Raw genomic sequence first — 17,829 nt, 5'->3', positions numbered from 1 at the left:
GCACCGCCCCGGCGCACCGCCCGGCGCGGCCCTCGCGCACCCCGCGCCCCGACCGGCCACCGCCGGTGCCCACCCGTGAACCCACGACGACGAAAGAGAGACGACATGGATGAGAACACCCGCTACCAGGTGCTGCGCAACGACGAGGAGCAGTACTCCCTCTGGCCCGTCGACATCGAGGTGCCCGCCGGCTGGCAGCCCGTCGGCAAGGAGGGCACCGAGGCCGAGTGCTCCGCCTACGTCGACGAGGTCTGGACCGACATGCGGCCCAAGAGCCTGCGCGAGCGCATGGAGAACGCCGGCGCCTGACCGGGCACGCCGCCACACCCGCCGGGCCGGCCACGCGCCGGCCCGGCACCGCCTCCCCCCACGTGCCGCCGTACCGGCGCCCCACCGCCCTCGGCCCCCGCCGCACCGCACCACTCCCCGAGGAGCCCGCCATGACCCCCGTCCTGCGCACCGAACGCCTGGACTTCCTCCCCTACCGGCCCGAGCACGAGGACGTCTTCGTCGCCCTGCTGCGCGACGCGGAGGTGTGCCGCTGGATGGGGCAGGACCTCGTGCCCGAACCGCAGCTCCGCGAGCTGTTCCGCGCCATCCTCGACGACGTCTACCCGCGGCGCCGGTTCGACGTGTGGGGGCTGTGGCTCGCGGACGCCTACGTCGGCCACGCCGAGGTGAAGCCGACCGGCAACGTCGACGGCCATGAACTCGTCACCGCGCTCGCCCCCGCGTACTGGGGCCGGGGCCTGGGCGGCGAGGTGGTCCGCGGCCTGCTGGCACACGCCGCCGACAACCTCGGCCTCAGCGAGGCGTACGGCATGGTGGGCGCCGGGAACACCGCCAGCCTGGCCATGTGCCGCCGCCTGGGCTTCCGCCACGTCCGCGACGTCGTCGACGACGACGGCGCGGTCACCAAGCTGCTGGTCGTCCCGACCCGGCGGCCCGACGAGGGGACGACCACCGAGGGCGTACCGGTGGTTGGTCAGGCCGAGTCGGCCGGTGACCGGCCTGAACCGGCGGTTGACCGGGGCGAGTCGGCCGTCGCCGGGCTGGAACCGGCGCTTGGCCGGGGTGAGCCGGTCGTCGCCGGGCTGGAACCGACGCTTGGTCAGCAGGAGTCGGTCAGCGCGCTCGATCCGGCGGTTGGTCAGCAGGTCAGCGCGCTCGATCCGGCGGTTGGTCAGCAGGCCAGCGCGCTCGAACCGGCGCTCGGCCGGGCCGAGTCGGCTGTCGGCCGGCGTGAACCGGTGGGCAGCGCCGGTGCGTCGGCGGCTGTCCCCGTTCACTCGGCCGGCCCGGCGGCCGGGCTGGCGGCCGGGCCGCCGGTGGCTTCCGCCGTGGACGCCGCCGGGCCGGCCGCCGCCGAGCACGGTCGCGGCGCGCTGTCCGCCGAGGACGCGGGGTGAGCCGGCCGGCGCCGGGCGACGGCGCGGCCGTGGACACCGGGCGGGCGCCGAGCCTGTGGCGCAACCGCGACTTCACCCTGCTGTGGACCGGGCAGTGCCTGTCCGACCTGGGCGGCGCCATGGTGGACCTGGCGCTGCCGCTGCTGGTCCTCCAGCAGACCGGCTCCCCGGCACGGGCCGGACTCGTCGGCACCGCCGGGCTCGTCACCACCCTGGTGTGCCGGCTGCCGGCCGGTGTCCTCGCCGACCGCTTCGACCGGCGCCGGCTGATGATCGTCTGCGATGTCCTGCGGCTCGCCGGGTACGCCCTGCTCGGCTGGGCGGTCGCCACGGGCGCCGCGAGCCTGCCGGTGATCCTCGCCGTGGTGGTGGCCGGCGCCGCCGCCACGGCCGTGTTCAGCACCGCCGAGCACGCCGCCGTCCGCAATCTGGTCCGCCCCGACCAGCTCACCTCGGCGGTCGCCCGCAACGAGGCGCGCGCCTACGCCGTCTCGCTGACCGGTCCGCCGCTGGGCGGCCTGCTGTTCGGGCTGGGCCGGGCCCTGCCCTTCCTCGGCAACGCGCTCAGCTACCTGCTCTCCCTCGTCGCCGTGTCCCGCATCCGCCGACCCCTCCAGCAGCCCCGGCGGACGGCGGTCCCGGCCGGCGGCGCGTCCGCCACCCAGGGGCTGCGCTTCCTGCTGGCGCATCCGTTCCTGCGCGCGCTGCTGATCATCGCCGCCCCGCTGAACATGGCGTTCACCGGCATGGTCTTCGCCACGACGCTCGCGCTGCGCCGCGCCGGCGCCCCGCCGCTCCTGGTGGGCCTGGCCGGCGCGGTCTTCGCGCTGGGCGGCCTCCTCGGCGCCTTCGCCGCCCCCGCGCTCCAGCGGCGGCTGCCGCTGCCCGCCCTGCTCACCCTGCTGTGCTGGGTGACCGCCGCGCTGATGACGGCCGGCGCGCTGCTCGCCGGCTCGGTCCTGGCCGCCGTACCGCTGGCCGCCGCCGTGTTCCTCGGGCCCACGGCGAACGCGGCCCTCTTCGCCCGCCAGGCCGCCGTCACCCCGGACCACCTGCAAGGCCGCGTGGTCGCCGGTGTGCTGCTCGCCGCCGGGTCGGCCGCCGCGCTCGCTCCCGCGCTGGCCGGCGCGCTGCTGGCCCGCTGGAGCCCGGCACCGGCCATGCTGGTCTTCCCCGTGCTGGTCACCGCCGCCGCGGTGACCGCGACCTTCAGCCGGGGCATCCGGACGACGGACGACTAGGGTCCCCGTCCGGATCCGGCCGGAGCGGACCCGGCCCGGCCGGGCGGTCCCGGCTCCCGTGCACAGGGGCTGCGCGGGCGGCCCGTACGCGCTGTAATGGCGAGGTGGTGAGTGAGGGCGTTGCGGCCGGCGGAACGAGCACGGCGCCGCAGCGTGCCGAAGCCGCCCTCGCCTCGCTGGCGGCCTCCCCGGCCACCCCGGACCGGCTCCGCCGCGTGCTGGAACTGGCGCTGGTGTTCGCCGGGGCGTCCTTCGCCGGGGTGTACACACCCGGTGACGATCCCGCACTGCTCCGCCTCGCCGAGTCGGCAGGTCTGCCGCGCACCCTGTACGGCCTCCGGGACGGCTACCCGGCGGCCGGCTCCTCCGCGGTCGCCGAGGCACACCGCACCGGACGGCCGCTCCGCCTCGGCCCGGCGGAACCGGCCGGCGGCCCGGACGCCCGCCGTGTCCCGTCGCCGGACTTCACCATGGTCGTCCTGCCGCTCGGCGCGGCGGGCGGCGGCTGCCTGCTGGCGGTCGGCGAGCACCCGGGCGGCTTCGGCGCCGGCGACCGGACCTGCCTGGAACTGATCGCCCGCGCGGTCGCCGTCCCCGCGCCGCCCGCCCCGGGCGACCCCGGCGAGCTGTCCGAGGACGCCTTCAGCCTGGCCATGGACACCGGCCGGGTGGAGGCCGGCGACGCCCTCCTGCGGCTGTTCGGGATCGACCGCGACGCCTTCGACGGCCGGGTGGACACCCTGCTGGGCCGCACGGTGCCCGAGGACCTGCCCACGCTGATGTCCGTGGTCGAGGCCGACCACATGTCCATCGGCGAGCGCGAACTGGAGTTCCGCATCCTGCGGTCCGACGGGCCGCCGAGGTGGCTGCGGCTGCGCGGCCGGCTGCTGCCCGGCGGCCCAGGCCGCTCCGCCCGGCTCGTCGGCACGGTCGTCGACGCCTCCACCGTGCGCTCCGACGCCACCGACGTGGCCCGCGTGCAGCGCCTGGCCGCCGCCCTCGCCACCGCCGGGACCGTCAAGGACGTCGGCCGGGCCGTCGTCGCCGCGCTGCGGGAGCCGCTGCGGGCCGACCGGGTCGCCCTGGCCGAACTGGAGAACGACCGGCTGGTCGTCACCGTCCTCGACCCGCCCGAACCCGAGGCCTGGCCCGAGGTGTGGCGCAGCGAATGGCGCACCGAGTGGCCGGACGCGCCGGTGCGCGCCATGCCCACCCTGGCCGCCGCGCTGCGCGCGGGCCGGGCCAGGATCTGGCCCGCCGGGTCCGCGCTGGAGCCCGCTCTCGCCGGGGTCGGCCCGGGCGGCCTCGCCGTCCTGCCGCTGCCCGCCGGCAGCCGTATGGCCGGCGCCTGCCTGGTCGGCTGGGACCGCCCGCACGACTTCGCCCCCGACGAACGCGCCCTGCTGACCGCCTGCGCCGGACTGACCGGTCAGGCCCTGCTGCGCGCCCACGCCTTCGACGCCGAACACGAACTGGTCGGCATGCTCCAGCGCTCCCTGCTGCCGCGCCGGCTGCCCCGGCTGGCCGGTGGGGCCGCCGTCGCCCGCTACCTGCCCACCACGGCCGGCCTGGAGGTCGGCGGCGACTGGTACGACGTGATCCCGCTCGCCGACCACCACGTGGCCCTCGTCATCGGCGACGTCCAGGGCCACAACGCGAGCGCCGCCGCCCTGATGGGCCAGATGCGCACCGCGCTGCGCGCCTACGCGGCGGAGGGACACGCCCCGGACGTGGTCGTCTCCCGCGCCAACCGGCTGCTGCTGGACATGGAGACCGACCTCTTCGCCACCTGCGGCTACGTCGACGTCGACATGGAGGAGGGCACCGCCTGGTGCGTACGCGCCGGCCATCCGCAGCCGGTGCTGCGCCACCCGGACGGCCGCGCCGAGATCCTGCGCACGGAGGGCGGCCCGCCGCTGGGCGTGCTCGCCGAGGCCGAGTTCCCGATGACCCCGCTGCGGCTGCGGCCGGGCACCGTGCTCGCGCTGACCACCGACGGCCTGGTGGAGTCGCCCGGCTCCGACCTGGACACCGGTATGGACCGGCTGGCCCGGGCGCTGGCCGCCGCCGACCCCGCCCACCTGGACCTGGCCGCCGACGCCCTGCTCGCCGGCGCCCACCGCGGCGACGACGTGGCCCTGCTGCTGATGCGCTATGACGGCCTGGCCGTGCGTCCGCTGCGGGAGAGCTGGACGGTGTGGCGGGTGCCGGAGGCGGTCCGCCACGCCCGCCGCTTCACCCGGCGCACCCTGCGCGCCTGGGGCATGCCGCAGGACACGGTGGACGCGGCCCTGCTGGCCGTCTCCGAACTCGTCACCAACGCGCTGGTGCATACCGGGGGCCCGGTACGCCTCGACCTCACCCTGGTCAGCCACCGGCTGCGGCTGGCCGTCGCCGACTCCTCGCCGCGCAGCCCGGTCAAACCCGCCGGCATCGGCTGGGAGGCCACCGGAGGCCGGGGAATCCTGCTGGTGGAAGCCGTGTCGGCGGCCTGGGGCACGGTCCCGGTCAGCGGCGGCAAACAGGTGTGGGCGGATCTCGTGCCCGGCGGCTGACCCGCCACTCGGGTACGGGTGCGGCCGGTTCCGGCAGGTCGCCGGGGGCCCGCCCGCCGGCACTGCCCTAAGGTCGGGTGGCGTGTCGCACACCTTCGAAGAACTGGTCGCCAAGCAGCGCGCGGCCGACGCAGCCCAGGTCCAGGTCCAGGAACTGCGGGACGCCTACGGCCCGCCGGCCGAGCGCCGCATGACGGGCGTCCAGTCGGGCACCTACGAGACCGCCCTGCGGGCCTGGCGCGACCTGGCCCGCGATGTCCAGACGGCGGTGAGCGAGTACGCCAAGCAGACGGGCCGGCCCCGGGCCGAGGTGGAGGCGGAGGTGGAACGCGCGGCCTCGGACACCGGCGACTGACCGCCGGCCCTGCCCCGGTGCGCCGCCGGCCCCGCCCCGGTGCGTCGTCCGCTGGTCAGCCGGTGCGCCGGGGCGGACGTGCGGACGGCCGCGCAGGCATCCGGCGGGCCGCGCCGGGTACCCGGCGGTCATGAACAATGCCATGTACCAAGCGGCCTCGGGCGCCCAGGTCTTCGGATACGCGCTGATCCTGATCGCCGGAGTGGCCTGCGTCGTGGGGATCATCTACGCCTTCCGGCTGGGCATCAAGGTGCGCGAGCGCGAGCCCGCGCCGCCGCGCCCGGAGGAGCAGCCCAAGATGCCGGCGGGGGGCCCGGTGCGCGAGACCCGTGAGGTCCGTGAGCCCGGCGAGGTGCCCCGGGCCGCCGACGGGAGCGACCGCCTCACGCCGCACGAGCTGGGCAACGTGGGCACCAAGCGCGCCGACGACCAGCAGCGGCCGCGCTGGTCGTCCGGTTCGAGCGGCTCCTTCGGCAGTGGCGGCGGCGGCCGCACCTGACCGGCACCGGACGAGCCCGTGGCCACGCGGTGCCGGGCCCGCGGACCTCGCGGCCCGGCCCGGGCGGCGGGGGCGTCATCGCGCGCGGTGAGGACTGACGACCCGCGTCTGACCGCCGGCCCCCGGCTGCCGGGGGCCGGCGGTCAGACGCGGGTCCGGGCGAGCAGGGCCGCGATCTCGTCGGCCGTGCCGGTCTCGCCGAGCCGCGGGAAGATCCGCTCCACACTGTTGGCGTGCGCCTCGGCGTCGGCGTCGGCCATGGCGTCCGTGGCGAGGGTGACGTGGTAGCCCCGGGCGTAGGCGTCGCGCGCGGTGGACTCGACGCCGATGCTGGTGGCGATCCCGGTCAGCACGATCTGCGTGATGCCCCGGCGGCGCAGCTGGTCGTCGAGGTCGGTGCCGTGGAAGGCGCTCCAGTTGTGCTTGGTGACCCGGATGTCGCCGGGGTGGCCGGACAGCTCGTCCACGACGAGGTCCCAGCCCTCCGGGAAGGCGAGCCCGCGAGCCTGACGCTCGGTGCGGCCGGGCACGGCGTCCCCGCCGTCGGCCGCGAAGGAGACCCGGACCAGGACCACGGGCAGGCCGTGGGAGCGGAAGGCGTCGGCGAGCGCGGCGGTCCGGGAGACGACCTCCGGGCCCGGCAGGGGCTGGGTGGGCATGGCCACGATGCCGTTCTGAAGGTCGATCGCGACGAGGGCGGTACGGGGGTCGAGCGTGGTGAGCGACATGCGTCGGTCAGGCCTTTCCTGTGGTTCGGGGGAGACGCCGCGGTGGCGGCGCAGGCGCGCGGCGGCACACCGGCCGCGTCCCGGCGGGCACGCGCCCCGGTGTCAGGGCCGGGACAGCCGGTCCAGCAGCTCCAGCGCCGTGCGGACCGTCTGCCGTTCCTCCTCGGTGTAGCGGTCCTGGAAGGCGCGGGCCAGCCACTCCTCGCGCACCTGCCGGTTGCCCTCCGTGCGGGCCCGGCCGACGTCGGTCAGGGTGACGAGCTGGCGGCGGCCGTCGTCGGGGTCGGGCGCCCGGCGGACCAGCCCGTGCTGCTCCAGGGCGGCGAGCGTGCTGGCCATGGACTGCGGGCGCACACCCTCGGCGGCGGCGAGCGCGCTGGCCGTGGCCGCGCCGTGCTTGCCGACCAGGGTGAGCGCCGACTCCTGCGAAGGGCTGAGGCCGGCGTCCCGCCCGACCTCGCGGATGCGGCGCCGCAGTCTGCTGAAGACCACGCGCAGGTCACGCGCGGCGTGGGCGGCGGAGTCGGAGATGTCGGCCATGGACGCCAAGACTAGGACCGACAGGCCAGGCTGTCCAGCCAAGCCTGTTCAGTTCAGCCTGTTCAGCCTGCCTGTCCTTTTCATGGTGCGGCGCTCCGGGTACTTGCCTGTCCCTTTCGCCGTGCGGCGCCTCGGGCATCTGCCTGTCCCTTTTACGGTGCGGCGCACCGGGTACTCGCCCGGCCCGGACAGCGCGGTACGTCGGTGAACCCAGGGAGCGCAGATGACCCCTCCGGACAGCTCCGGCCTGGAGGCGGCCCTCCACGCCGAGGTGGACGGCGAAGTCCGCTTCGACGCGGGCAGCCGCGGCGCCTACGCCACGGACGGTTCGAACTACCGTCAGCCCCCGCTCGGCGTCGTCGTGCCCCGCACCGTGGAGGCGGGCGCCCGGGCCGTGTCGGTGTGCGCGCGCTTCGACGCCCCCGTCCTGTCCCGCGGCGGCGGCACCAGCCTGGCGGGACAGACCACCAACGCCGCCGTGGTCATCGACTGGAGCAAGTACTGCACCGGTGTCCTCTCCGTGGACGCCGAGCGGCGCACCTGCGTGGTGGAGCCCGGCATCGTCCTGGACGAGCTCAACCGCCGGCTGGCCCGCCACCGGCTCCAGTTCGGCCCGAAGCCGTCCACCCACAGCCACTGCGCGCTCGGCGGCATGATCGGCAACAACTCCTGCGGCGCCTCCGCCCAGGCGTACGGCAAAACCGTCGACAACGTCCGCCGCCTGGAGATCCTCACCTACGACGGACAGCGCGCCTGGGTCGGCCCCACCCCGCCCGACGAGCGGGCCCGGATCATCGCGGGCGGCGGCCGGCTCGCCGGGATCTACGCCGGCCTCGACCGCATCGCCACCGAGTACCTGGCCGACATCCGCCGCGGCTACCCGAAGATCCCGCGCCGCGTCTCCGGTTACAACCTGGACTCGCTGCTGCCCGAGAACGGCTTCGACGTGGCCAAGGCCCTCGTCGGCAGCGAGGGCACCCTGGTGACCGTGCTGCGCGCCGAGATCGACCTCGTGCCCGTGCCGCCGTACCAGTCGCTGCTCGTCCTCGGCTACGACGACATCTGCGCCGCCGCCGACGACGTGCCCCGCCTGCTGGAGCACGGCAACCCCACCCAACTGGAGGCCCTGGACGGCCGGATGGCCCAGCTGATGCGCGAGGAGGGCGCCTACCTGGACTCGCTCGCCATCCTGCCCGAGGGCGATAGCTGGCTGATGGTGCAGTACGGCGGCGACAGCCAGGAGGCCGTCGACGAACAGGCGCACGCGCTGCTGCACGCCCTCGGCCGCCAGGAGGCGGACGCGGATGTCGCCTTCTCCGACGACCCCGAACGCGAACAGAAGATGCTCCGGGCCCGCGAGGCCGGACTCGGCGTGACCGCCCGCCCGCCGGACGACCGGGAGACCTGGGAGGGCTGGGAGGACTCCGCCGTACCGCCCGAACGGCTCGGCGACTATCTGCGCGACCTCAGGGCGCTGTTCGAGGAGTTCGACTACGACCACCCCTCGCTGTACGGCCACTTCGGGCAGGGCTGCGTCCACACGCGCATCCCGTTCGGGCTGCGCACCGCCGAAGGCGTGGCCCGCTTCAGGCGGTTCCTGGAACGCGCCGCCGACCTCGTCGCCTCCTACGGCGGCTCGCTGTCCGGCGAGCACGGCGACGGCCAGTCCCGGGGCGAGCTGCTCACCCGGATGTTCGGGGCCCGGCTGGTGACCGCCTTCGGCGAGCTGAAGGAGCTGTTCGACCCCGGCGGCCGGATGAACCCCGGCAAGATCGTCCACCCCCACCCGGTCGACGGACAGCTTCGCCTCGGCCCCACGTGGCGGCCCGCCGCCCCCGCCACCCACTTCGGCTTCCCCGAGGACGACCACTCCTTCGACCGCGCGGTGCTGCGCTGCGTCGGCATCGGCAACTGCCGCGGCCACTCCGGCGGCGTCATGTGCCCGTCCTACCGGGCCACCAGGGAGGAGGAGCACTCCACCCGCGGCCGGGCCCGGCTGCTGTTCGAGATGCTCGGCGGGCACGCCGACTCCGCGATCCGGGACGGCTGGCGCTCCACCGCCGTACGCGACGCCCTGGACCTCTGCCTGGCCTGCAAGGGCTGCAAGTCCGACTGCCCGACCGGGGTCGACATGGCCACGCTCAAGGCGGAGTTCACGGCGCACCACTACGCGGGCCGGCCGCGTCCCATGGCCCACTACTCCATGGGCTGGCTCCCGCTGTGGGCCCGGCTGTCGCGTACCGCCCCAGGGCTGGTCAACGCCGCACTGCACGCGCCGGGTTTGGCCGGCCTCGGCAAGCGGCTCGCCGGCGTCGACGCGGCCCGCACCGCACCCGTGTTCGCCGGGGAGTCCTTCGTCCAGTGGTGGCGGGCCCGCGACCGGCCGGAACCGGACCCGGCCGACCCCCGCACGGTGGTGCTCTGGCCGGACACCTTCAGCACCTACTTCCACCCCGCCGTCGCGCAGTCCGCCGTCCGCGTCCTTCAGGACGCCGGCTTCCGGGTCGCCGTCCCCACCGAGCCGGTGTGCTGCGGCCTGACCTGGATCTCCACCGGCCAGCTCACCGTCGCCAAGCGGGTGCTGACCCGCACCCTGAACGTGCTGCGGCCCTACCTGGAGGCCGGTACGCCGGTCATCGGCCTGGAACCGTCCTGCACGGCCGTCTTCCGCTCCGACGCGCCCGAACTCCTGCCCGGCGACCAGGACGTGGAGCGGCTGGCCGGACAGGTCCGCACCTTCGCCGAACACCTGGTCCGGCACGCCCCCGACGGCTGGCGGCCGCCCCGGCTCGCCCGGCGGGCCACCGTCCAGACCCACTGCCACCAGCACGCCGTCATGAAGTTCGACGCCGACCGGGAACTGATGCGCCGCGCCCACCTCGACGCCGAGGTGCTCGACGCGGGCTGCTGCGGTCTCGCCGGCAACTTCGGCTTCGAACGCGGCCATTACGACGTCTCCATGGCCGTCGCCGAACAGGGCGTCCTGCCCGCCGTCCGCGGCGCGGCACCCGACAGCCTCGTCCTCGCCGACGGCTTCAGCTGCCGCACCCAGATCGAACAGGGCGGCACCGGCCGGCGCGCGCTGCACCTCGCCGAGGCGCTCGGGCTCGCCCTCGCCGGCGACCTGCCCGGCGACCACCCGGAGCGTCTGGCCCCCCGCCCCGCCCGGCCGTCCCGTACGGCCCGCTGGGCGACGACCGCCTCGGTGGCCGCCGCCGGCGCCGGCGCCGCGGCCGCCGCGGCCGGACTGCGGCGGCGCGGGAGGTGACCATGGACGACCAGCCGGCCGTCGACGCCGTCGACACCGCCGTCTACACCGTGCCCACCGACGGCCCCGAGGCGGACGGCACGCTCGCCTGGGACAAGACGACCCTCGTCCTGGTCACCGTACGCTCCGGCGCGACCACCGGACTCGGCTACACCTACGGCGCCGCCGCCACCGCCCATCTGGTACGCGAACTGCTCGTCGGCACCGTCACCGGCCTGTCCGCCTGGGACGTGCCGCGCGCCAACGAGCTGATGTGCCGCGCCGTGCGCAACGCCGGACTGCCGGGCCTCGCCGCCCAGGCCGTCGCCGCCGTCGACATCGCCCTGTGGGACCTCAAGGCCCGCCTGCTCGGCCTGCCCCTCGTCCGCCTGCTCGGTGCCGCCCGCGACGACGTGCCGGTCTACGGCAGCGGCGGCTTCACCACCTACGACGCCGCCCGGCAGGAACGCCAGTTGCGCGGCTGGACCGAGGAACAGGGCATCCCCCGCGTGAAGATCAAGATCGCGGAGTCCTGGGGCACCCGGCAGGGCCGCGACCTCGAACGCGTCGCCCGCGCCCGGGCCGCCATCGGCGACACGGCCGAGCTGTACGTCGACGCCAACGGCGGCTACACCGGCGGGCAGGCGGTACGCGTCGCGGGCGCGCTCGCCGACCAGGGCGTCACCTGGTTCGAGGAACCCGTCTCCTCCGACCACCTCGCCCTCCTCGCCGACCTCCGCGGCCGGACCCCGCTCGACATCGCCGCCGGCGAATACGGCTACACCCTCGCCTACTTCGGGCACATGCTGGCCGCGGGCGCCGTCGACTGCCTCCAGGCCGACGTCACCCGGTGCGGCGGCATCACCGTCTGGCTGCGCGCCGCCGGGCTCGCCCACGCGCGCGGGCTTGACGTCTCCGGGCACTGCGCGCCCCACGCCCACGCCCACGCGGCGGCCGCCGTGCCCAACCTGCGCCACCTGGAATGGTTCCACGACCACGTCCGCATCGAACGGCTCCTGTTCGACGGCGCCCTCGACCCCGGCGGCGGCAGCGTCACGCCGGGCGCCGACGGAGCACCCGGACTCGGCCTGACCCTCGCCGCCGAACGCGCGGCACCGTACCGGGTGCAGTGAGGAAGACCCCGTTGACCAACCCGTTGACCGAGGAGAGGACCATGCCCCCCACCGTCGTCATCACCGGCGCCAGCGCCGGCATCGGCCGGGCCACCGCCCGCCTGTACGCCCGGCGCGGCGCCGACGTCGTCCTGGTCGCGCGCGGCGAGGGCGGCCTCGAAGCGGCGGCCGACGAGGTCGCGGCGCTCGGCGGACGGCCCCTGGTCCAGGCGGCCGACGCGGCCGACCCGGAGCGGCTGGAGGCCGTCGCCGAGGCCGCGGAACAGGCGTTCGGCCCGATCGACGTCTGGATCAACTGCGCGTTCTCCACGGTGTTCGCGCCGTTCGACGAGATCACCGCCGAGGAGTTCAAACGGGTCACCGAGGTCACCTACCTCGGCTTCGTCAACGGCACCCGCACCGCCCTGCGGCGCATGCTGCCCCGCGACCGCGGCACCATCGTGCAGGTCGGCTCCGCGCTCGGCGAGCGCTCCATCCCGCTGCAGTCGGCGTACTGCGGGGCCAAGCACGCGATCAACGGCTTCACCTCCTCGCTGCGCACCGAACTGCTGCACCGGGGGAGCAACGTGCACGTCACCGTCGCCCAGATGCCGGCCGTCAACACGCCCCAGTTCCAGTGGGTGCGCTCCCGGCTCTCCAAGCACCCGATGCCGGTCCCGCCGATCTACCAGCCCGAGGTCGCCGCCCGCGGCGTGCTCTACGCGGCGGACCACCCGCACCGCAAGCAGTACTACGTCGGCGCCTCCACCGCCGCCACGCTCTGGGCCAACCGGTTCGCGCCGGCGCTGCTCGACCGCTACCTGGCCCGCACCGGCTTCGACTCCCAGCAGACCGACAGCGTCCCGCCGGCCCACCTGGACAACCTCTTCGAACCCGTCGACCGCTCACCCGCCGACGACCAGGGCGCGCACGGCGCCTTCGACGACATCTCCCACGCCCGCTCCTGGCAGGAGACCCTGGTCCGGCACCCGGCCGCCACCGCCGCCGTCCTCGGCGCGGGCACCGCCACCGTGCTGGCCACCGTACGCGGCCTGCGCCGCCGCACCGCGTAGGCTCCGCACGTGCGCCTCCTGCTGCTGTCCGACACACACCTGCCCAAGCGGGCCAAGCGGCTCCCGGAGCAGGTGCTCGCCGAACTCCCGCGCGCGGACGCCGTCCTCCACGCCGGCGACTGGGTGGACACCGCCACCCTGGACCTGCTGGAGAGCCGCAGCCGCCGGCTGATCGCCGTCTACGGCAACAACGACGGCCCCGACCTGCGCGCCCGGCTGCCCGAGGTGGCCTACGCCGGACTGGGCGGCCTGCGCTTCGGCGTCGTCCACGAGACCGGCCCCGCCCAGGGCCGCGAGGCCCGCTGCGCGGCCCGCTTCCCGGACCTGGACGTCCTGGTCTTCGGACACAGCCACATCCCCTGGGACACCACCGCACCCGGCGGCCTGCGCCTGCTCAACCCCGGCTCGCCGACGGACCGCCGCCGCCAGCCGCACTGCACCTACCTGACGGCGACGGCCGCCGGCGGAGCGCTCACCGACGTGACCCTGCACCGGCTGCCGCGGCCGTAGCGCCACCCGTCCGCCGCAGCGGCTGTGCGACCATGCCGGAATGATCACCGGCACCGGCATACCCCCCGTCGTCCCCGCGGGCCGCATGGCCGGCCGCGCACAGCCCGTCCTCGACCTGCCGGACGGCGGCCCGCAACTCAGGCCCTGGCGGCCCGAGGACGCCGACGCGCTGGTCGCCGCCGGGCAGGACCCCGCGATCCGGCACTGGAACCTGTTCACCGTCGCCGACCGCGCGGAGGCCCGCGCCCGGATCGCGCGCATGCACGAGCGGTGGCGGGCCGAGACCGGCGCCGTGTGGGCCCTGGCCCGGCCGGACGGCCCGCCCCTCGGCCTCGTCGGTCTGAACGACGTCGACCTGGCCGCCGGCGGCGCCGAACTCGTCTACTGGCTGCTGCCCGAGGCCCGCGGCGCCGGCCTCGCCGTCACGGCGGTCCGGCGGCTCGCCCGGTGGGCCCTGGACGACCTGGGCCTGCACCGGCTGCGCCTGTGCCACTCGACGGCCAACCCCGCCTCCTGCCGGGTGGCGAACCGCTCCGGCTTCACCTTCGAGGGCACCCAACGCAGCGCCCTGCTGCACACAGACGGCTGGCACGACCAACACCTGCACGCCCGCATAACCGACACCCCGCAAAACCACACGCCATAACACAGCAAGCCCACGCCACCCGCCCAGACCGCCAGCCCCGGCCGGCCGCCCGAACGACGCCCTGCGGCCGGCCCGTTCCGGGTGTCTGGCCGAGTGGCGCCCTGCGGCCGACCCGGCCGAGCGGCGTTCTGCGGACGGACCGCCCCGGGCGTCTGGCCGAGCGGCGCTTCGCGGCCGGCCCGCCTTGGCCGTCTCGCCGGGTGGTCCCCTGCGGTCGGGCCGCCTGGGCTGTCTGGCCGAGTGGTGCTCCGTCGCCGCCTCGGTGCAGGGCCACGCCCGCCGGGCCGCGCGCCCCTGCGGCCGGGCTGCCCCGGCCGTCTGGCCGGATGGTGCCCTGAGGTCGGGCCGCCCGGGCTGTCCGGCCGAGCGGTGTTCCGTCGCCGCCTCCGTGCAGGGCCACGCCTGCCGGGCCGCTCCCGGTGGCCTCCGGGCCGGGGCGACACCGCGCCCTCGGCACAGCCGCCGCGCACACCGCCGGCCTCCTCGCTGTCCGGGCCAGCCACGGGCCGCGTACCGGCGGGCCGGCATCGCGTGACTCTCACGCAGGGTCCGCTCGCCCGGTGCCCCGCCCCAGGGGACGGGGATGTGGTCCTGCCCCGCCCCCGGGGACGCGGGCGTGGTCTCCGGGGTGAGTGGGGCACCCCGGAGACCACGGTCTGGGGGTGTCAGGCGTCGGTGCCGTTCCAGTCGGCCGGTACGTGTCCCAGCCGGACGCGTTGCGGGTGATCGCCGACCGGGACCGACGTCACCTTCCGCCCGGTGGCGAAGTCGATCGCCGTCACCTGGTCGGCGCCGCTCTCGGAGACGACGCAGTCCAAGCCGTCCCCGCTGACCGTCGCCCAGTACGGCTTGGACGCGGGGATCAGCGGGCCCTCCTGGAGCGAGGCGCGGTCGACCACGGTCGCGTAGTCGTCCATGGTGCCCGCGACGCACAGCTTGGTGCCCGCGGGGTTCATCGACAGGCCGTGGTGGCGTGAGTCGTTGACCCAGGTGGTGCGGTCCTCGCTGGTCGCCGGGTTCTTCGGCAGGGTCTTCATCCGGGTGATCTTGTCGGTGGCGACGTCGTACTCGAAGAAGCCGTTGAAGAAGGACACCTGGAAGTACAGCTTGGACTCGTCGGAGGAGAACACGGCCGGGCGGACCGCGTCGGAGAAGTCCTTCAGCCCGTACGCGTCCAGCCGCTGACGCATGTCGACGACCTTGACCTGCTTGTACGTCGTCGCGTCCACGACCGTGATGTGCCGGTCGCCCTTGGTCCAGTCCCAGCCGGGACTGTCGAGGTCGGTGTTGACGTCGCCGATGGACATGTTCCAGATGTACTTGCCGTCCTTGGTGAAGATGTTCTCGTGCGGCTTGGCCCCGGTCGCGAACGAGCCGAGCTGCCGGCCGGTGGCGATGTCCAGCACGTGCACGGTGTCGGCGGTCGAGGCGGAGACCGCCACCCGGGTGCCGTCCGGGGAGACCGCCATGTGGTCGGCCCGGTAACCGGCCACGGGGAACCGCCAGTTGACCTTCCCGCTGGTCAGGTCGATGGAGACGACATCGGCGAAACTGGGCCGGGAGACCACCACCGACCGGCCGTCCGGCGTGGAGTACATGTCGTCGGCGAACTGGTCGTGGCCCTCGCCGACGCTGTTGCGGATCGCCTGGAAGTAGATCCACTTGACCGGGTCGGCGTTGATCTCCGCCAGCCGCGCCGCCTTGTCCGGGATCACGCTGATCCGGCCGATCCTCGCGAAGTCACCGGAGGAGCGGATGACATCGGCGGTGCCGTCCCAGTTGTTGCCGACGAACAGCACCTCGCGCAGGCCGTCGGGGGCGGCGGGACGGGCGGAGGCGGCGGCCGCGGGGCCGGCGGCGGTGAGGGCGAGGGCGACGGCCACGGAGCACAGGAGCCTGGTTCTGGAGACAGCCATGACGGCTCTCTTTCCTCGGAGGGAATCTGAACACGGGCGCTTTCACAGTGGACTTACTGAAAAGTAAGGAGAAGGCGGCCTTCTCGACAAGAGGCGTGCACGACACGATCGAACGACCGGCGGATGACGGAGGGGGACGCGTGGACGGCAGGCTCAGAGCGCCGACGGGACGCTACGGCGGCCGGTCCGCCGCGGAACGGCAGGCCGAGCGGCGCCGCCGCTTCCTCGACGCGGCCCTGCGGCTCTTCGGCGACACGCCCGGCTACCGGAGCACCACGGTCGCCGCGCTCAGCCGGGCCGCGGGCCTGTCCACCCGCCAGTTCTACGAGGAGTTCCGCACCCTGGAGGACGTCCTCGCCGCCCTGCACCTCCAGGTCAACGGCTGGGCCGAGCAGGCCGTCCTGGACGCGCTCGCCGACGCCGAGGGGCTGCCCCTGCCCGAGCGCGCCACCGTGCTCTTCCGGGCCTACGCCCGCGCGGTCACCGCCGACCCGCGCCGCGTCCGCATCGCCTTCATGGAGATCATCGGCGTCAGCGCCCGCCTGGAGGAGCAGCGGCTCGCCCGCCGCGCCCGCTGGGTCGCCCTGATCCGCGCCGAGGCGGACGCGGCCGTGGCCCGGGGCGAGGCGGCGCCGCGCGACTACCGGCTCGCGGCCACCGCCTTCATCGGCAGCGTCAACGGCCTGCTGCACGACTGGACCGCCGGCTGGGTCGACGCCACGCTCGACGAGGTGGTGGACGAGCTGGTCCGGCTGCTGCTCGGCATGCTCCGGCCGGACGGCCGGCGGCCCGGGACCGGCTGACCCCGGCGCCCGGGCCGCAGTCCCGGCGGGCAGGGCGCGGCTCGGCGCGCGTGATCGCAGCGGAGCTGGTCTGCTGGGTGGGAAGGCCGTCGTACCCGTTCACACCGGAGACCACCATGAGTACCTACCGGGTCGCGCAGGTGACCGCTCCCCACGGCTCCTTCGAACTGGTCGAGCGCGAGGTCGCCCGGCCGGGTCCCGGCCGGGCGAGGATCGCCGTCGAGGCGTGCGGCGTCTGCCACAGCGACGCCCTCTTCGTCGGCGCCGCGCTGCCGGGCGTCACGTTCCCGGTGGTGCCGGGCCACGAGATCGCCGGCCGGATCGAGGAGCTGGGCGAGGGCGTGCGGGAGCGCGGCTGGCAGGTGGGCGACCGAGTGGCCGTCGGCTGGTTCGGCGGCAGCTGCGGCCACTGCGTGCCCTGCCGCGAGGGCGACTTCGTCGTGTGCCCGAACCTGACGGTGCCCGGCTGGGCCTACGACGGCGGGTTCGCCGAGCAGGTCACCGTGCCCGCCGACGCCCTGGCCCGCGTTCCCGACGCCCTGGCCGCGAGCGACGCCGGACCGATGGCCTGCGCGGGTGTGACCACGTACAACGGGCTGCGGCGCAGCTCCGCCCGGCCCGGGGACCTGGTCGCGGTGCTCGGCCTCGGCGGTCTGGGACACCTCGGTGTGCAGTACGCGGTCGCCATGGGCTTCGAGACGGTGGGCATCGCCCGGGGCGCCGAGAAGGCCGACTTCGCCAAGCGGCTGGGCGCCCACCACTACATCGACAGCACCTCCGGCACGCCCGTCGCCGAGGCGTTGCGGTCCCTCGGCGGCGCCCGGGCCGTCCTGGCCACCGCCGGGAACTCCGATGCCATCACCGCCACCGTGGACGGCCTGGCCCACCGCGGCGAGCTCGTGGTCATCGGAGCCGACACCGCCCCGCTCGGGGTCAGCCCGGCCCAGCTGCTGATGGCCGGCCGGGTCGTGCGCGGCCACCCGTCCGGCACCGCGCGGGACGTGGAGGACACCATGGCGTTCAGCGCCCTGCACGGCATCCGCCCGATGACCGAGACGGTGCCGCTGGAGCGGGCCGGGGAGGCGTACGACAAGATGCTCGCCGGCGCCGCCCGGTTCCGCATGGTGCTGACCACCGGCTGACCACCGGCTGACCGCCCGGCAGCGGCCCGGCACGGGACGCGAGGGCCGAAACG

The 17,829-nt window shown here is 75.4% G+C and carries 16 protein-coding genes; 13 read left to right on the top strand and 3 right to left on the bottom strand.

The window, feature by feature from the left end:
• Positions 1-105 precede the first annotated feature (105 nt).
• The 6 genes from ACH4OA_RS01025 (at position 106) to ACH4OA_RS01000 (ending at position 6,059) form a co-directional block, all read left to right on the top strand.
• Positions 106-309, top strand: coding sequence for an MbtH family NRPS accessory protein (locus ACH4OA_RS01025; RefSeq protein ID WP_014676677.1), 204 nt, complete (start codon positions 106-108; stop codon positions 307-309).
• Between the two features lie 131 nt (positions 310-440).
• Positions 441-1,409 (top strand): GNAT family N-acetyltransferase, encoded by a 969-nt coding sequence (locus ACH4OA_RS01020; protein WP_397966968.1) that lies wholly within the window; start codon positions 441-443, stop codon positions 1,407-1,409.
• Entirely contained in the window at positions 1,406-2,650 is a 1,245-nt protein-coding gene (locus ACH4OA_RS01015) for an MFS transporter (RefSeq protein ID WP_397945479.1), read from the top strand. Before ACH4OA_RS01020 ends, ACH4OA_RS01015 begins: the two co-directional genes overlap by 4 nt.
• Positions 2,651-2,757: 107 nt before the next feature.
• Positions 2,758-5,205 carry a SpoIIE family protein phosphatase gene (locus ACH4OA_RS01010; protein WP_397934966.1) on the top strand — a complete coding sequence of 816 codons (2,448 nt, stop codon included), beginning with the start codon at positions 2,758-2,760 and terminating at the stop codon, positions 5,203-5,205.
• Positions 5,206-5,287: 82 nt separating this feature from the next.
• Positions 5,288-5,560 (top strand): hypothetical protein, encoded by a 273-nt coding sequence (locus ACH4OA_RS01005; RefSeq protein WP_397934965.1) that lies wholly within the window; start codon positions 5,288-5,290, stop codon positions 5,558-5,560.
• 130 nt (positions 5,561-5,690) lie between these two features.
• The gene (locus tag ACH4OA_RS01000) at positions 5,691-6,059 is read left to right on the top strand and encodes a DUF6479 family protein (protein WP_365941632.1); all 369 of its coding nucleotides are present in this window, start codon (positions 5,691-5,693) and stop codon (positions 6,057-6,059) included.
• 143 nt (positions 6,060-6,202) lie between these two features.
• Here ACH4OA_RS01000 and ACH4OA_RS00995 read toward each other — a convergent pair whose 3' ends face one another.
• Together ACH4OA_RS00995 and ACH4OA_RS00990 are read right to left on the bottom strand one after the other, a co-directional pair.
• On the bottom strand, positions 6,203-6,787 hold the full coding sequence (locus ACH4OA_RS00995) for an isochorismatase family protein (RefSeq protein WP_397966966.1): 585 nt from the start codon (positions 6,785-6,787) through the stop codon (positions 6,203-6,205).
• 102 nt (positions 6,788-6,889) lie between these two features.
• Positions 6,890-7,327, bottom strand: coding sequence for a MarR family winged helix-turn-helix transcriptional regulator (locus ACH4OA_RS00990; protein ID WP_397966963.1), 438 nt, complete (start codon positions 7,325-7,327; stop codon positions 6,890-6,892).
• Positions 7,328-7,550: 223 nt separating this feature from the next.
• On the opposite strand from ACH4OA_RS00990, the gene ACH4OA_RS00985 reads away from it, so the two are divergent.
• From ACH4OA_RS00985 to ACH4OA_RS00965, 5 genes are read left to right on the top strand one after another with little or no spacing between them, the layout of a single operon-like run.
• The gene (locus tag ACH4OA_RS00985) at positions 7,551-10,595 is read left to right on the top strand and encodes an FAD-binding and (Fe-S)-binding domain-containing protein (protein ID WP_397966961.1); all 3,045 of its coding nucleotides are present in this window, start codon (positions 7,551-7,553) and stop codon (positions 10,593-10,595) included.
• Between the two features lie 2 nt (positions 10,596-10,597).
• Positions 10,598-11,707: an enolase C-terminal domain-like protein gene (locus ACH4OA_RS00980; RefSeq protein WP_397934959.1), complete on the top strand. Its 1,110-nt coding sequence runs from the start codon at positions 10,598-10,600 to the stop codon at positions 11,705-11,707.
• Positions 11,708-11,748: 41 nt separating this feature from the next.
• A complete protein-coding gene (locus ACH4OA_RS00975; RefSeq protein ID WP_365880023.1) occupies positions 11,749-12,759 on the top strand; it encodes an SDR family oxidoreductase in 1,011 nt (336 codons plus the stop codon).
• 9 nt (positions 12,760-12,768) lie between these two features.
• Complete coding sequence (locus tag ACH4OA_RS00970) at positions 12,769-13,269, top strand: metallophosphoesterase family protein (RefSeq protein WP_397966959.1); 501 nt, start codon at positions 12,769-12,771, stop codon at positions 13,267-13,269.
• A gap of 40 nt (positions 13,270-13,309) precedes the next feature.
• A complete protein-coding gene (locus ACH4OA_RS00965) occupies positions 13,310-13,915 on the top strand; it encodes a GNAT family N-acetyltransferase (RefSeq protein ID WP_397934957.1) in 606 nt (201 codons plus the stop codon).
• 665 nt (positions 13,916-14,580) lie between these two features.
• Here ACH4OA_RS00965 and ACH4OA_RS00960 read toward each other — a convergent pair.
• Positions 14,581-15,831 carry a YncE family protein gene (locus tag ACH4OA_RS00960; protein ID WP_397945473.1) on the bottom strand — a complete coding sequence of 417 codons (1,251 nt, stop codon included), beginning with the start codon at positions 15,829-15,831 and terminating at the stop codon, positions 14,581-14,583.
• A 140-nt stretch (positions 15,832-15,971) separates the two neighbouring features.
• On the opposite strand from ACH4OA_RS00960, the gene ACH4OA_RS00955 reads away from it, so the two are divergent.
• Positions 15,972-16,634 carry a TetR/AcrR family transcriptional regulator gene (locus ACH4OA_RS00955; protein WP_365883216.1) on the top strand — a complete coding sequence of 221 codons (663 nt, stop codon included), beginning with the start codon at positions 15,972-15,974 and terminating at the stop codon, positions 16,632-16,634.
• A 116-nt stretch (positions 16,635-16,750) separates the two neighbouring features.
• A complete protein-coding gene (locus ACH4OA_RS00950; protein ID WP_397945472.1) occupies positions 16,751-17,776 on the top strand; it encodes an alcohol dehydrogenase catalytic domain-containing protein in 1,026 nt (341 codons plus the stop codon).
• Positions 17,777-17,829: the final 53 nt, after the last annotated feature.

The organism is Streptomyces sp. NPDC017095, from assembly GCF_044332325.1.
GTDB lineage: Bacteria > Actinomycetota > Actinomycetes > Streptomycetales > Streptomycetaceae > Streptomyces.
Note: the sequence above shows the minus strand (reverse complement) of the source record. Positions and strands in the feature narration are given on the sequence as shown.